Here is a 15027-nt window from a genome sequence, read left to right as displayed (position 1 = left end):
TTTGCCGTAGGTGCGGCTTGGGTGTGACTTGCGTGGGGACCGGGCCTAGGCGCTAAGGCCGAGGTCCGCATGGACTACTTGGGCCAGGAGGTCCTTGCCGGCGAGGTACCGTTCAAGGTCATCCAGTGCGGCATCGGACATCCGCCGGGTTTCTGTTCCGAGCGAACCTGCGATGTGCGGGGTGATGATCACGTTGGGGAGGTCATAGAGGGTGGAGTCGGCCGGCAGTGGCTCGGGTTCCGTGACGTCCAGCAGGGCCGTGATCCGTCCCGTGGCGCACTCTTTTTCAAGGGCTGCCGTGTCCACCAGCGATCCCCGGGCGGTGTTGATGAGGGTTGCGTGGTCCTTCATGGCTTGGAGTTCTGCCGTGCTGATCATGTTGCGGGTTTCGGGGAGCGCGGGGGCGTGGATGGTGACCACATCGGAGACGGGCAGGAGTTCTTCGAGTGCGACCAGCTTTCCGCCGGCGGCCGCTACTTCCAACGGATCGGCGTAGGGATCGCTGACGAGGCAGGTGACGTCCTGGAGCTGCTGGACCAGCTGTACTACGCGGCGGCCGATGCGGGAGAACCCGACGACGCCCACCACGCGGCCGATGTTGCCCAGCTCTCCACGGTCCGCGATGTAGCTCCAGTCTTCCCGGTACGTGCGGGCGTCGTTGGCCAGGACGTGCGCCTTCTTGCCGGCCAGGACGATCGAGGCGAAGGTGAACTCGGCGACGGGGATCGCGTTGGCGTCGGCTCCGTTGGTCACGGTGATGCCGCGGTCCCAGAGTTCCTCGCTGACGAAGCTGCGCACTGTTCCTGCACAGTGGAACACGGCCCGTAGCTTGGGCATGCGCTCCAAACGCTCGGCATTGAGCTGCGGAACTCCCCAGCTGGTGAGGAGGATTTCCACCTCTTCAAGGCGGCCCTGCAATCCGGGCTCGTCCAAGGAATCCGTCCACGGCAGGTCACCAAGGTCCACCAGTCCTGCCAGCCGCTCCAGTCGTGTGGAGTCGAACTGGTCAGCAAAGGTTCCGCTATTCATGACCAGCAGTGCCTGGGGCTTGAGCGACATTGAGGGGATCCTCCCTTCGAGATTCTCAACGGCCTGTTCGACCGTGATTTATGTGTTGCATCACATCTAATAATCAGTACATACTCATAAACAAGACAGTTCATTCAACTCAATCGAGCTTGATCAAAAACATTCAGACTCGAACAAATGAGAGAAGAATTCCTATGGCAACCGGCACCGCGGCCGTTCATGCGCCACCCCTCTTGCGTGCTTGGGGTGATGCTGCCAGCGCGCCCGCCCTTGAGAAGGCGCTTGAAGGCGCCCGTGATCGCCTCACCATTCGTCCAGCGTCCGACGCCGGATGGCAGCTCGCTACCGACCTCGCCCTTGCGGAACTACGCACCCAAGCAGAAGCGGAGAAGGGGACCCCTTGGCCTCAACCGCTGGTGTCCCACTACGCGCGCTACTTCCGGGACGGCAACCGCACGGCGTACGAGGGACTCGTGGCGAGCCGGCAGCAGCGGCTGACTCGCGCCGTCGTGATGGCAACAGTGGGTGGCCTCTCTCAGGGCTGGCTCGACGAAGTGATCGACGGCGCCTACCTCCTGTGCGAGCAGAGCTCGTGGAGTTGGGCGGCGCACGATGACGTGTACATCCGCAGCGGCGAGGTAGTCCCGGACCGGTCGCGGCCCTACCTGGATCTCGGCGCCGGGGAAGTGGTGGCACAGCTCGCGTGGGTGGACCATCTGCTCGGTGCTGCCCTTGATAGCCGGGCCCCGGGCCTTCGCCGCAGAATCAGGCTTGAAGCGCAAGAGCGTGTGATCCGCCCTTTCCTGGAGCGCCTCGACTGGCACTGGCTGGGGTTGGACGGCGATGTCCACAACTGGAACCCCTGGATCCACTCAAACGTCATCGTGGCGGCGTTGTTGCTGGTTGATGACCCTGATGAGCAGGCGGACGTTGTTGCCCGCTGCATTGAGGGCCTGGACCGTTTCCTCGCCTCCATCCCGGCCGACGGCGCAATCGACGAGGGCTTCGCCTACTGGTGGAACGGTGCCGGACGTGCGCTGGAAGGCCTGGCGTTGTTGGAGGAAGCCAGCGGCGGTGTACTGAACCCGGACCTGCCCGTGATCCGTGCGCTGGTGGCCTTCCCGCATCGCATGCACCTGGGGCACAGGTGGTTCCTGAACGTCGCCGACGGTCCGGCCCGTGCCCACCACGGACTCCCGTGGGGCATGCTGCACCGCTGGGCTGTCCGGCTGGGGGACTCCGACGCCGTCGCGCATGCTGCCGCCTTTGCCGCCGTCGAACCTGAACCCAACGCCGCCTCCGGACTGGGCCGCGTCCTCACCCAACTCACCTCCCTCGCCCAACTAGGTGACAGTAAACGTCGCAATGAGGGTCCAATGGGACGTTTACTGTTACCCAGTTGGGGGACGTACCTGCCGTCGGTCCAGATCATGGTGGCCCGGCAAACTCCGGGGTCCACCGACGGGCTCACCCTTGCGGCCAAGGGCGGGCACAACGGCGAGCACCACAACCACCGCGACGTCGGTTCCGTGGTGGTGGCCGTAGACGGTGTGCCGCTGCTGGTCGATGCCGGCCAGCCCACGTACACCGCCCAAACGTTCGGGCCCGACCGCTACCGGATCCGCGCCATGCAGAGCGCGTGGCACAGCGTCCCGGCGCCCTTCGGGCTGGAACAAGGGACGGGGTCTTCGTTCGCGGCGACCGTTCTCCAGGAGCCCACTGCGGAGGAACCCACGCTCGAGCTCGGACTGGGGGCTGCCTACGGCTTGGACCACCCCGAGCAGTGGATCCGCACCTCGCTGATGAACCGGGACCTGGGCTCCGTGGTGATCGATGACCGCTGGAACCTGCCCGCGCACGCGCCTGAGGCAACGCACGACGTCGACATCACCTACCTGGTTGCCGGCACCGTCCGCGTCGGTTCAGACGCCACGGCCACCATCACGCCCGACGGTATTCCGGCTGCGGAAACCACCAAGGGCCTGCACCTGCGCTGGAAGCCTGCCACCGCCGTCGTGCTGGTGGACGAGTGGCTCCTGGACGATCCGCTCCTCAGCGATATCTGGGGCGAAAAGCTGACCCGGATCCGATTCCGCATGCCCGCCGAAAACCGCGCTTCGGGCGCGTTTACCCTCACAGTGGAGGCAACATCTTGAGTTCCGAGCAGACCCCTGAAACGGGCGGCAAGTCCCTCTTTTCCCTGCAGCGGCGGGAGCGGCTCATGGAGGAATTGCGTGCGCACGGTGCCATCACGGTCCGGGATATCGCCGCAAAGCTTGGCGTCAGCGAACTGACCATCAGGCGTGACGTGAACACCCTCGCCGACGAAGGGCTGGTGTCCAGGGTCCACGGCGGCGCAACCCTGCCCAGCCCCTTGGACCGTTCGGCTGCCGTGGGGAGGCCGTCGGCGCATAGCTACTCCATTGGCATGGTGGTTCCATCGCTGGACTACTACTGGCCGCAGGTGATTTCCGGTGCGCGCGGGGAGGCCGAAGCGCAGAACCTCCGCATCCTGGTCAGGGGTTCGGCCTATGACTCCGCCGACAACCGCCGCCAGGTCCAGGCGCTGCTGGACACCCAGAACATCGACGGCCTGATTGTGGCGCCGGACATGAGCGGAGAGCATGGCAAGGAACTGCTCCGCTGGCTCAATGCACTGCCCATTCCGGTGATCCTCGCTGAGCGTCGGGCGCCGTTGGAGATACCGGCCCACCGTTTGGAATGGGTCGCAACAGATCACTCATTCGGCGCCGGAATGGCCGTCCGGCACTTGTGGCAGGAAGGGCACCGGATGATCGGCTGCCTCACTGATTCCACGAGCCCTACCAGTCCGCACGTGGTCCGGGGCTGGAAGCAGGCCATGGCCGCACTGAAGATTCCGCTGGAAAAGTCCATCCATGAGGACTCGGCCAAGCTGGACAACGGCGACCGCGCCAAGCACTTCGATCACGTCCTGGACCTGTGCCGTTCTTCCGGGACCACAGCCATGCTGGTTCACTCGGACACCCAGGCCGTGGCGTTCGTGCAGCACTGCGTGGACCGGGGAGTGGACGTTCCCGGCAGCATGGCGATTGTGGGATATGACGACGAAGTTGCCTACCTCGCCGAACCCGCCATCTCAGCGGTCCGGCCGCCCAAAAGCTACGTCGGCAAGGTGGCGGTCCAGCTCATGGCTGCCCGCCTGGCCGAAGGAAGGATGCGCCCTGTGCATCGCATTGACCTGAACCCTGAGCTGATTGTCCGGGAATCGTCTGTCGGAGCCCCGCGTGGACTGGCCGGCGTACTGGAGGATTCCCTCTGATGCTGTTGCCGCCCTTGGATCACCAACTCTCGCCTTTCACCGGCCTGACCCGCGAGCACTGGTGCGCTTACGCGGATCACCTCCTGCGCTCCGCCCATCGCTTTGGCACGGAGGACCATGCCAACATCCACCTGCCCGGAGCCAACAGCCGGTACGGCCCACGGAGTGATTCGCTGGAGGCCTTCGCGCGGACGTTCCTGTTGGGCTCGTTCCGGATGGCGGGCGATCCCTCTTCCACAGGCTGGATCGCGGAGTGGTACGCCGCCGGGCTCGACGCCGGGACCAACCCCGCCAATCCTGACCGGTGGCCGACGCCCGGTGAGCTGGGACAGGCGAAGGTTGAGGCGGCGTCGTTGGCTGTTGGTTTGGCACTGACCCGCGACGTCCTCTGGGACAAGCTCCCCGAACGCGTGCAGGAGCAGCTCATCGCTTGGTTCGAAACCGTGATCGGCGAGGAATATCCGCCCATTAACTGGGTTTGGTTCCAGATTGTGGTGGAGACGTTCCTCGCCTCGGTTGGAGGGCGGTATTCCGACGAAGACATCGACGCCGGCCTCGCCATCCACGATTCCCTGTACCAAGGCGGGGGCTGGTTCGCCGACGGCCCCGAGCGCGCCTACGACCACTACGTTGGCTGGGCGTTCCAGGTGTACCCGCAGCTGTGGGCGATGATGGCGCCCTCGGATCCGCGGGTCACTGCACGGAAAACGCTCGACGGCGACCGGCTGGCTGACTTCCTGGACGACGCCGCGTTCTTGGTGGGGGCGAACGGTGCTCCGCTCATCCAGGGCCGCAGCTTGATCTACCGGTTCGCGGCCGCGGCGCCCTTCTGGGTAGGGGAGTTGTCCGGGCACACCCGGCTGGCCCCCGGCATGGCGCGGCGGGCAGCCTCCGGAATGCTCGACTACTTTGCCCGGCACGGGTCCATCACTGACGAGGGCCTCCTTTCCATAGGCTGGCATGGCGAGTTTGCGGGCATGAAGCAGGCGTACTCCGGTGCGGGCTCTCCGTATTGGGCCGCGAAGGGGATGCTCGGGCTGGCGCTGCCGGCGGATCACCGCGTGTGGACCTGCGTTGAAGAGCCCCTGCCCGTTGAGGTTGCCGACACCCAACGCCTGATCGCGGCCCCGGGGTGGCAGGTTGATGGGACCCGTGCGGATGGCGTGGTCCGGATCCGGAACCATGCCACGGATCATGCTGTTGTTGGCGCTGTGGTGGCTGATTCTCCGCTGTACGCCCGGATCGGGTACTCGACGCACACGTTCCCGGACCTCACGCCGGAGTCGGTGGATAACGCTGTGGCGTTCGTTGACTCCTCCGGCCGGCTGACGCATCGGACAGGGTTTGAGTACCTCGGCTCGTTCTCCGAGGACGGCGTTCAGGTAGGTGCTTCCCGGTTCACTGCCCACTGGATCGAACCCGATCCCGATTCCGGCCCGGATCACGGCAGCGGAGTTGCGGGGATTGCGACACCCGGGCCCTCGGTCACGGTGGTTTCAGTGACGCGGGGAGCGGTGGAACTTCGGCTGGTGCGGATTGCCGGTGCTTCTGCCGGGGGTGATTCTGGTGAGGGTGCTGTGGGCGCTTCCGGTGATGTAGCTGCGGGTCCTTCTGGCACTGTGGCTACATCCGGTTCTGCGTGTCCTGCGTTGCGGATTGGCGGCTGGCCGGTGGATGCTGCGTCTTCGGAGATCAGCACTGTACGGGCAGTGGCCGGGTATGGCCTGGAGCTGGATGCCTCCGGGACTACCACCCGCTCCGGTGCACACCCCATGGGTTCGGAGCTCACCATTCCCTGGGTGGGTACCGCGGGCACAGCGTACGACGGCGACTACGCCGCCGTCGTCGTCCTCACCGGCGAGGGAGGTGCTTCGCCGGGCGGGGGCGTCACGTTTGTGGCGGGCCAGGGGGAGGGCGAAGACCGTTTCGTGTTCGCCGACGGTGCATCGATACCCCTTTCCTGGCTGTGGCCTTCCCGGTTCGAGGCTTAGCTGCGGGTTAGGTGATTCCTACCATCTAACGCGCAGCGAGCCATCGAACCGGCGGGCCCACGGAGGTGGGGTTGTGCCCGTTTCGGGGGTTCGCTGCTGAGTGTGCCGTGCGTACGGCATCCGGTGCAGCGAGCCATCGAATCGGTGGGCCCACGGAGGCGGCCTCATCCCCTGCAGTAGGCTCGCGGGATGAGCAACAGCGAAGACCGCGCACGTTTCCTTGCCGCCTATGACCACAATCTCCGCACCGACGCCGAGACCCCGAGCGCCCTCAAAGTGACACAGCACGGCCCCGTGCGCTGGGTGACTTTCATGAAGGGCCGCGGCTTCGTAACGTACCAGAACCTTGGCGACGCGGATGCGCACACCATCGGGCGGCTTGTTGCTGAGTCGGTTGCCTACTTCCGCGCAGAACCTGAGATCACCAGGGTGGAATGGAAATCCCGCGGGCACGACCATGCGCCGGGTTTGCATGAGGCCCTGATCGAGAACGGCTTTACCCAGGACGAGCCCGAGTCCATCATGATCGGTGAAGCGAAAGCACTGAGCCCGGAGGTGCCACTTCCCGACGGCGTGACTTTGCGGCAAGTCACTGACGAAGCCGATGTTCGGGCGATGAGTGCCATGCAGGACGAAGTCTTCGGCGAACCGGTCTCCGACGAGATGGCCGATGCCTTGCTGCGCCGGCTCTCATTGGGGGACGGCATGCAGCTTTGGGTTGCCGAAGCTGAGGGGAAGATTGTCAGTGCGGGACGCTTGGAGCCCGTGCCTGGGACAACCTTCGCCGGGATCTGGGGCGGTGCCACCAGGGAAGAATGGCGTGGCCGGGGGATTTACCGGGCCTTGACGGCTCGTCGCGCACAGGCTGCCCTCGAAATGGGCAAGACCCTGATCCACAGCGACTCCACCGAATTCTCGAGGCCAATCCTGGAGCGATCCGGGCTGCTCAAGGTCTCCACGACCACGCCGTACCGCTGGGTGCGTGGCTGAGAAGATCAGACGACCTTTCCGGCCAAGCGCCGGTTGACGGTCCACCTCATCCAAGTCTTCTGCCCGGGCCCCGTTCCCTTGTGACATAACAGTTGCCCGTACTCTTCCCACTTCGGTGAAAACACAGCGAGGCCCCTCAGGATCGAAATCCCAAGGGGCCCCGCTATCTCAGAATTTCCTTACTTGCCAGCCGCGAAGTAGCTCACGCACTGCCCCTGGTTGGCGAACACTGGCTCGGGGCTGGTCTTCCAGCCGTCGCCCTTGCACGCGTCCTTCCCCGTGGAGACCGTCACCCGGTATTCCTTCGTGGTGCCGTCCGGCGCCGTCACGGTGACTACCGCCGTCGGGCTCTCCAACGTTGCCTGCTGGACGGTCACCTTGGCGTTGGTGTCCAGCGGGTAGCCGACGACGACGGGAGTCGCCGTCGCGGTCAGCACCCGGTAGTCGGTGGTTCCGGGGGCGAAGCCCACTACCGAGACCTGGTTGACCAGGAGTCGGCCGAGATCGGCCAGTCCGGCGTCGGCCAGGCGTGATCCCGCAATCGCCACTTCAGCAATCTTCGTGTACGAGCCCGTGGTCACGAATGAAACCCTGATCCCGCGGGTGGTGACGGGGTCGAAGCGGACGGTGGCCGGTGAAGAAGTAGAGAGTCCCGTGATGGTTCCCGCGGAGGTGTCCTTCCATGTTCCGGAAGCATCCTGGTACTGGACCTTGAGGCTCGCCGCTGCCTTTTCCGCGGACGTTACCGTCACGGAGGAGACGGTGTAGTCGCGGCCGAAGGTGTAGCTCAGGTTGTCCCCGGTCCGGCCGCCGCTGACCCAGTTGGACCAGCGGGTGGAGGCGTTGGCATCACAGGTGTTCTTCGCGATGTAGGAGCCTTCGGTGTAGCTCGCGGTGACAGAGGTGGTGGAGTCGTCCTTGCAGATGTTGCTGCTCGGAACCCGGTCCACCACCAGCACTGTGAGGGTTGCAGGCAGTGAGCCCGCCGTGCCCGGCACTGTCACTGTGCCGGTGGACTGCAGGGCGGATTCAGGGACGGAAGCCCAGTCCCACGTCACGGAGAGCGGGTTGCGGGCCGGGCCGTCGCCGATTTGTCCGGGGACGGACGTGGGCGCAGCAGCCTGGACTTCAGCCACGGTAGAGCCAACTCCTACGGTTACCGACGCCGGATCGGTGGCGACGTATTGCCCAACAGTCACGGTCAGCAGGGCATCGTCAAATACCTGCCCGTAGGGATCAACGCCGGAACCGCGAAGCGTCACCTTCCCTTCCTTCTGCCAAACAGCCGGATCAACAGAAGACCACGTCACAGCCAGCGGCTTGCCAGGACCCGCCTCATACAGCGGCGTCACTGTAGAAGGGAGGGTAGGCGCAACGCCAGTGAGAGTGCTCAGTTCAACGGGAGAAACACCCAGGAGCTTCAGGTCTGCAATGTCCGTGAAGGCCCACGCCTGGTGCGGGTTGGCCAATGCCGTGGCCGTGGTTCCCGTGGAGGATGCCAGTGCTACGGACGTTCCGGCGGCAGTTTGGTTGCCCGAAACCTGCAACGCGATGGCTGCACCCGCGTTGACCAGTGACCATTGGCTGCCGTTCTCAGTTGTCACTACCCACTGTGCAGAAGGAGTGGCCTTGGCCTGATCCAGCGTGAGCGAGGCCAGTGTTGCCGCGCCGCCCTGGCTCCCGTTCAGGACTCCACCGTTGCCGGTGAGCACCTTTCCGTCCTTGTTGGTCAGAACCCACCGGCGATCGTTCCCAAAGCCACCTGCACCCACAGCGTTGAACGTCCACATCTGCGGAGCCACGCCTGCTGCGTCGCCGCCCAGTTCCTCGATCGATGCGGTTCCGTTCGCCCGCCCGGTCAGGTACTTGCCGCTCGCCTCACCGCTGAGGTGGTAGCTGTGGCCGTCCTGCACAGGTGCGGCGTCCTCCGAAACTCCACTGACGCCGTCGACGACGAATGTCACCACAGACGCGGCAGGAACCTCCAGCGTGGCGGACTTTGCCGCGGTATCCACGGCCACGGGTGCGCTCTTGACCAGGGCGTTCTTCTCGATGTCGTCCAGCGGGGACTTGGTGGTGACCACGGGAGTGACTTTGGCGCCGGGGGCAATGGAGCCGAAGCGGCTGAGATCAATGGTGACCTTTTCCGGCGTCGGGGTGTCATTGAAGTGGACCAGTGTTGCACCGTTTCCGTCGGCGCGGAGGGCGCTGGCGGTTTTGGCGTTGTCGTTCTGGATGAGGAAATCGCCGGGCCGGATGTAGTGCGTGAAGTTCCGGGTGGTGTTGTATTTCTGGTTGGTCAGTACCTTGCACTTGGCTTGATCCCCGGTGGCGCCGTCGTTGATACGGCGGTTGGAGAAGCCTTCGCGGCCTTCGTAGTTGCAGTCAAAGTCGACGTAGATGGAACCCCAGCCTTTGTCGGCCTTTTCCTGTTTGTACGTGTCCTCCACAGGCTGCCAGAACACCCACGCGTCGGGCTCCAGCTCGCGGAGGTCATTGACCATGCGGCCGGCGATGCCCAGGCCGTTGGTGATGTTGGAGCGGTCCCAGCCACTGGTTGAGTCGCCGAGCGCAGGGTTGCCGGTCCAGAAACCGCCAACCTCGCTCATCCACAGCGGTTTGTCCGTGGAGTTGGCGAGGTCGCGGACCCGGCGGCGATCATTGGTGCCGTAGGTGTGGACGTTGAGCTGGGCAACGGCGTCCTTGGCTTCCTGGCTGTAGCCGTTCCAGTTGGTCATGAACTTGCTGGGATCGGTCTCGTCCATTGCGGAGATGACGGCGTCCGTGGTGCCCTTTTCCAGCTCGGCGGCCAGCAGCTTGGTCACGCGGTCCTGGGCAGCCGGGTAGATCAGCGCACCTTCCTGCTTCTGCGTGTAGGTGGTGGGCGGTTTGCCGGTGGCGGCGTTGATGTCCGTACCCCAGTAGCCCGAGTTTGGCTCGTTGAACGGATCGATGGTGTCCACTGTGATGCCGCTGCCCTTTTCGAGAAGTTCGACGGCGTTCCTCATGTACGCGGCGAACTTGGCTTCGGCTTCGGGCAGGAGGTTCTCGCCCTTGGCGGTGTTCACTTGGCCGGAAACATAGCCGCTCTTGGTCATGAACCAGGGCGGGGAGTTGCTGAACGCTTCCCAATGGGTGATCTGTTGATCGGCTGCCAGGCGCTCCACCCACCAGCGCTGGTTTTGGTCGGCATCGGGGTTGTAGGACGCGGGGTCGTCAGGATCCCAGGCGTTCAGGAACGCGAGCTTATTGGCCTGCGCCTTGTCCACGGTTCCGTCCGCGTTGTAAAGGTTCGACGCCGGTTGGCCGGGTTGCGCTTCAGTGACCGGCTTCCACCATCCCTCCACAGCGCTGCCGTCGTTGAGGTAATTGGCCACGTCCGAGGCATTGCCGCCGCCGACGTTGTAGCGGGCGATGTTGAGGTTCAGTCCGTCCTCACCGAAGACCTTCTGGTACAACTCCTCACGCAGCTCAGGGGAGTATCCCGCCGTCGCGTTCGCAAACCAGACCAAGCTGGTTCCCCAGCCTTCGAACGCTTCGCCGCGGCTGGCGGGGTTCGGTGTAATGGTGACCGCTGTTGCGTCGTCTGCTTGTGCTTGGGGGGTGGTTGCGGGCAGGAGTGCCATGCCGGCGGCGGCTGTGACGGCTGCCGCCAGTATTGCCACTGGCCTCCGGATTCTTTGAGCGGTAAACGCCATGGGTGGACCTCATTGTCAGGGTTTGTCGTGTGGGTGCTGCCCGCCTTCAGGGAAGGCCGGCCATGCCGAGACTATGAGGCTCCTTGGACTGCAACAAGGCACTCGAACAGGCTCGTTCGTGGTCAGTCAGAAGTGGTCAACGTCATCCAAGCACTGCTTTTGTTGCTTTGGATGGCTCTGCGCTGGTTGTATAGATGTATACAAGTACACTTTTGCGGGGATGGCAGGGCATGGCAGAACAACCACGGAACACTGGGGCGCACCTCGTCTACGGAGAGCTGAAACGCCGGATACTCAGCCTGGAGCTCAAGCCAGGTGAGCGGCTCTACGAACCCGCCATGGCGTCCGAGTTGCAGGTGAGCCGCACGCCGCTCAGGGAAGCCATCCGACGCCTGATTTCCGAAAGCCTGCTCGAGCAGCAACCCACCGGGGGAGTGGTGGTCCCTGCACTGGATGAGAAGGTGATTTCAGAGCTCTACGACGTCCGGGCCGCTTTGGAATCCCTGATGGCACGGGAGGCGTGTGCCAACGCGAGCCCGGCAGATCTGGATGAACTTCGCGGAATCCTGGCCCGCAACGCTGCCATGGTGGAGTTCGCCGATGAAGCGATGAAGTACGGGGTCGCCCTGCATTCGGCCATCGCCAGGATCGCTGGAAACTCTTGGGCCCAGCGCTTCCACCAGCAGATCGCCAGCCAGGTTGAACGCTACCGATACTTCACCAATAAGGCCTCGGAACGCCGTGATGAAGCACTAGCCAATCACCGGCTCCTGGTTGAAGCCATTGCTTCGAAGGATGCGGAGACGGCAGCCAAAGTCGCTTTCGATCACGTCATCGGCGCACGGGATGAGACGCTGCGGGTGATCTCGAGTTCCGGCCTCGTGGTCGAATGATCGGCGAACTCGGACGGCGTTCGTCCACTGCACTCCTGATCCACTCGGCCCTCATCCAAGCCGTCACCTTCCTGGTCCGCCCGGCCACCACCTACCGGGCACTGGAATTGGATGTTCCCGGGTTCGCGTTGGGTCTTCTCGCTGCCAGCTACGCCGTGTTTCCCCTGCTGCTCGCCTTGCCCATCGGCGGACTGGTGGACCGCCTGGGTGAGCGCAGGCTCATGGCGATCGGGGCCGCCGTCGTGCTTGGTTGTTCTGCGTTTCTACTGTTTTGGGGGACGTCAGTCCCGGCGCTTGTGGCTGGAACGGCGCTTCTTGGCGCGGGCCAGCTGGCGTGCGTGGTGGGGCAGCAGGCGGTGGTGGCGAACAACGCTGCGTCGACGCCCCTGGACTCCGCCTTTGGATACCTGACGTTCGCCGCTTCACTGGGGCAAGCGTTGGGCCCGCTGGCAATTTCCATTGTGGGTGGTGCCTCCGTTCGGCCCAATACGCAGGCAATTTTCCTGCTCGCGACGGCCATGAGCTTGGTGCTGTTCCTGACCACGTTCGTGATTTCGTCCAAGGTCAGCCGCGGGAGGCGCACTGCCAAGGGCGGTCCCAAGGGCAGTGCGGCTGCGCTCCTCAGGACACCAGGCGTGGTGCGTGCGCTGGCAACCAGCGCTACCGTCCTGGCAGTGGTGGACCTGACCGTCGTCTACCTGCCGGCATTGGGTGCGGAAAGGGGCCTGACCGCGGCCACCGTGGGCCTCATGCTGACCGTCCGGGCCGTGTTCTCCATGGTTTCCCGGCTGGGACTCGGCAGTGCGTCCCGTCGGCTGGGCCGCATGAAACTCCTCATCATCAGCCTGGCAATTTCCACAGCTGCCCTCGGGGTCGCAGCGATTCCGATGCCCGAGTGGTTGCTCTTCATCGTCATGGCATTCCTCGGCTTGGGCCTGGGAATCGGCCAACCACTGACCATGTCCTGGCTCTCCGCCCAAGCGCCGGAAGGCCAACGCGGGCGTGCATTGGCCCTGAGGCTGGCCGGAAACAGGGTGGGCCAAGTAGTCCTGCCGAGTGCTATCGGCGTGGTGGCCGTGGGTCTCGGTGCGTCGGGGGTGTTCCTGGCATCCGCTGTTGCTGTGGGCGGGACCATGCTGTTGCTGCGGGGGGTTCGGCTGGACGACTGAGTCTGGCGGCGGAAGACCAAGCAGGCACTAAATTGCCCTTCCCTCGAATATTTCCCGCATACCCGTCATCTTTCACCGCGCCCGCGCACTGCTAGTTAGGCGTAGTTAGGCGGGAAAGAGGGGGAGCTGCCTGTGCAGAACGGCAGGGTATTTCAGATGACAGATCCGGAAACGTTGCCGCTGAGGCATCACAAGGCGTGGGAGTACTTCCAGCGGGGCGACGACGTGGAAGTGACGCTACGCGGCGTGGCATGTGGCACCGGCGTGGTGGTGGACGTCATGGCCGATGGAAGTGCCATCTGGGTCTACATCAACGGCGTGGGCAGGCGGCTATTTGGCGCGGAGGAGAACGTGCAGGTTACTAGCATCGGCTACGGGCGGTAAACGGAAATGGGAGACAACATGAAAGCTCAACTACTGGCAGCAGCTGGAGCCCTGGCAATCGGCGGAGCCTTCGCCGTGATCGTCAATCCTGTGGTTGGCGTGACCATTGGTGTCTCCGTTCTGGGAGGCGCCTTGAACGACCTCAACCGACGACGACGAAAAGCCGGAGGCGGCGAGCGCGTCGCAGTCTAGCTGTACTAGCCCGCATCTACAGCCAGTCACGCCCTACTCCGCGAACAGCGCCGCCAGGTCGTCCGCCGTCAACGAGCCACCGGCCAGGGCGTCGCCTTCCATGACGTCCGCGAATAGTTGTGACTTCTTGGTCTTCAACGCCATGACCTTTTCCTCAATGGTGTCCTTGGCCACCAGCCGGTAGACCATCACGTTCCTGGCCTGCCCAATGCGGTGCGTCCGGTCCACTGCCTGGGCTTCGGATGCCGGGTTCCACCATGGATCCAGGAGGAACACGTAGTCGGCCTCGGTCAGGTTGAGCCCGAAGCCACCGGCTTTCAACGAGATGAGGAACACCGGAGCGGACCCGTTCTTGAATTCGCTGACAACATCGCCGCGGTTCCGGGTGCTGCCGTCGAGGTAGCAGTACTCCACGCCCTCTTCTTCCAGGCGTTCGCGGACCTTGCCAAGGAATCCGGTGAACTGGCTGAAGATCAGTGTCCTGTGGCCCTCGGAAATGACGTCTTCCAGTTGCTCGAACAGCACATCGAGTTTGGAGGATCGCACGCCGGACAGCGAACTATCCACCAACGAGGCATCCAGGCTGAGCTGCCGCAGCAACGTCAGCGACTGGAAGATCGTGAAGCGGTTCTTGTTCACGTCATCGATCAAGCCCAGGATCTTCTGCCGTTCACGCTGCAGGTGCGTCTGGTAGACCTTTTGGTGCCGCGGGTTGAGCACCACTTCGAGGATCTGCTCCTGCTTGGGCGGCAGGTCCTTGATGACCTGCTCTTTGGTGCGGCGCATCATCAGCGGACGGACACGACGCCGGAGCTTGCTTAGCTGCGCCGAGTCACCGTTCTTTTCCACCGGCTTTTGGTAGTTCTCGGCGAACCGTTTGGGGCTCGGGAACAGCCCTGGCGCAACGATCGAGGTCAGCGCCCAGAACTCCATGAGGTTGTTCTCCAGCGGTGTGCCGGTGATGGCCAGCTTGAAACGGGCCGGCAGCTTCCGCGCGCACTGGTAGGCCTTGGACTGGTGGTTTTTGACGAACTGGGCCTCATCCAGCATCAGTCCGGCCCACTGGAAGGAGGCGTAGGCATCGTAATCAATGCGGAACAGGGCATAGGAGGTAATCACCACATCGGCACCGGCCAACGCTTCGACAGGGGACAGGCCGCTCTTGGCGAAAGTTTCACCGACGGTCCGCACCACCAGGCCCGGGGCGAACCGTTGCGCTTCCAAGGCCCAGTTGCTCACCACACTGGTAGGGGCAACCACCAGGAAAGGAGCGCGTGGAGTCACCTCAACGGCGTCTCCCTGCGCGGCAGCGGCAGTGGATGCGGCCAAATCCTTCGCCGCACAGATCAGCGCAATGGCCTGCACTGTCTTACCCAGGCC

11 protein-coding genes are annotated in these 15027 nt (G+C 64.0%); 8 read left to right on the top strand and 3 right to left on the bottom strand.

What is annotated here, in order from left to right; translation table 11 throughout:
• Window positions 1-45 precede the first annotated feature (45 nt).
• A complete protein-coding gene (locus HP499_RS11240; RefSeq protein WP_172324158.1) occupies window positions 46-1059 on the bottom strand; it encodes a hydroxyacid dehydrogenase in 1014 nt (337 codons plus the stop codon).
• A gap of 164 nt (window positions 1060-1223) precedes the next feature.
• On the opposite strand from HP499_RS11240, the gene HP499_RS11235 reads away from it, so the two are divergent.
• From HP499_RS11235 to HP499_RS11220, 4 genes are all read left to right on the top strand, one after another.
• Window positions 1224-3185: a heparinase II/III family protein gene (locus HP499_RS11235; RefSeq protein ID WP_172324157.1), complete on the top strand. Its 1962-nt coding sequence runs from the start codon at window positions 1224-1226 to the stop codon at window positions 3183-3185.
• Window positions 3182-4330 (top strand): LacI family DNA-binding transcriptional regulator, encoded by a 1149-nt coding sequence (locus HP499_RS11230; protein WP_172324156.1) that lies wholly within the window; start codon window positions 3182-3184, stop codon window positions 4328-4330. Before HP499_RS11235 ends, HP499_RS11230 begins: the two co-directional genes overlap by 4 nt.
• On the top strand, window positions 4330-6321 hold the full coding sequence (locus HP499_RS11225) for a DUF2264 domain-containing protein (RefSeq protein WP_172324155.1): 1992 nt from the start codon (window positions 4330-4332) through the stop codon (window positions 6319-6321). Before HP499_RS11230 ends, HP499_RS11225 begins: the two co-directional genes overlap by 1 nt.
• Before the next feature lie 189 nt (window positions 6322-6510).
• Window positions 6511-7311, top strand: coding sequence for a GNAT family N-acetyltransferase (locus tag HP499_RS11220; protein WP_172324154.1), 801 nt, complete (start codon window positions 6511-6513; stop codon window positions 7309-7311).
• Window positions 7312-7490: 179 nt separating this feature from the next.
• On the opposite strand, the gene HP499_RS11215 is transcribed toward HP499_RS11220, so the two are convergent.
• Window positions 7491-10976 (bottom strand): discoidin domain-containing protein, encoded by a 3486-nt coding sequence (locus tag HP499_RS11215; RefSeq protein WP_172324153.1) that lies wholly within the window; start codon window positions 10974-10976, stop codon window positions 7491-7493.
• Between the two features lie 263 nt (window positions 10977-11239).
• Here HP499_RS11215 and HP499_RS11210 point away from each other — a divergent pair, with 263 nt between their 5' ends.
• The 4 genes from HP499_RS11210 to HP499_RS11195 all read left to right on the top strand — a co-directional run bounded on the left by HP499_RS11210 (window position 11240) and on the right by HP499_RS11195 (window position 13647).
• A complete protein-coding gene (locus HP499_RS11210; RefSeq protein WP_172324152.1) occupies window positions 11240-11902 on the top strand; it encodes a GntR family transcriptional regulator in 663 nt (220 codons plus the stop codon).
• The gene (locus HP499_RS11205; RefSeq protein WP_172324151.1) at window positions 11899-13071 is read left to right on the top strand and encodes an MFS transporter; all 1173 of its coding nucleotides are present in this window, start codon (window positions 11899-11901) and stop codon (window positions 13069-13071) included. Before HP499_RS11210 ends, HP499_RS11205 begins: the two co-directional genes overlap by 4 nt.
• A gap of 156 nt (window positions 13072-13227) precedes the next feature.
• Window positions 13228-13455 carry a hypothetical protein gene (locus HP499_RS11200; RefSeq protein WP_216659933.1) on the top strand — a complete coding sequence of 76 codons (228 nt, stop codon included), beginning with the start codon at window positions 13228-13230 and terminating at the stop codon, window positions 13453-13455.
• 18 nt (window positions 13456-13473) lie between these two features.
• On the top strand, window positions 13474-13647 hold the full coding sequence (locus HP499_RS11195) for a hypothetical protein (RefSeq protein WP_172324149.1): 174 nt from the start codon (window positions 13474-13476) through the stop codon (window positions 13645-13647).
• Window positions 13648-13680: 33 nt separating this feature from the next.
• Here the strand turns inward: HP499_RS11195 and HP499_RS11190 are convergent.
• A partial coding sequence (locus HP499_RS11190; RefSeq protein ID WP_172324148.1) for a DEAD/DEAH box helicase occupies window positions 13681-15027 on the bottom strand: 1347 nt, incomplete at its 5' end.

This window comes from Paenarthrobacter sp. CM16 (genome assembly GCF_013179505.1).
In the GTDB taxonomy this organism is placed as follows: domain Bacteria; phylum Actinomycetota; class Actinomycetes; order Actinomycetales; family Micrococcaceae; genus Arthrobacter.
The sequence above is the reverse complement of the archived record's forward strand: the minus strand, read 5'-3'. Positions and strand labels throughout refer to the sequence as shown.

Excerpts from the sequence above, each read along its gene's own strand:
- HP499_RS11240 (WP_172324158.1), bottom strand. The coding sequence starts at position 1,059 with ATGTCGCTCAAGCCCCAGGCACTGCTGGTCATGAATAGCGGAACCTTT.
- HP499_RS11235 (WP_172324157.1), top strand. The coding sequence starts at position 1,224 with ATGGCAACCGGCACCGCGGCCGTTCATGCGCCACCCCTCTTGCGTGCT.
- HP499_RS11225 (WP_172324155.1), top strand. The coding sequence starts at position 4,330 with ATGCTGTTGCCGCCCTTGGATCACCAACTCTCGCCTTTCACCGGCCTG.
- HP499_RS11220 (WP_172324154.1), top strand. The coding sequence starts at position 6,511 with ATGAGCAACAGCGAAGACCGCGCACGTTTCCTTGCCGCCTATGACCAC.
- HP499_RS11210 (WP_172324152.1), top strand. The coding sequence starts at position 11,240 with ATGGCAGAACAACCACGGAACACTGGGGCGCACCTCGTCTACGGAGAG.
- HP499_RS11205 (WP_172324151.1), top strand. The coding sequence starts at position 11,899 with ATGATCGGCGAACTCGGACGGCGTTCGTCCACTGCACTCCTGATCCAC.
- HP499_RS11200 (WP_216659933.1), top strand. The coding sequence starts at position 13,228 with ATGACAGATCCGGAAACGTTGCCGCTGAGGCATCACAAGGCGTGGGAG.
- HP499_RS11195 (WP_172324149.1), top strand. The coding sequence starts at position 13,474 with ATGAAAGCTCAACTACTGGCAGCAGCTGGAGCCCTGGCAATCGGCGGA.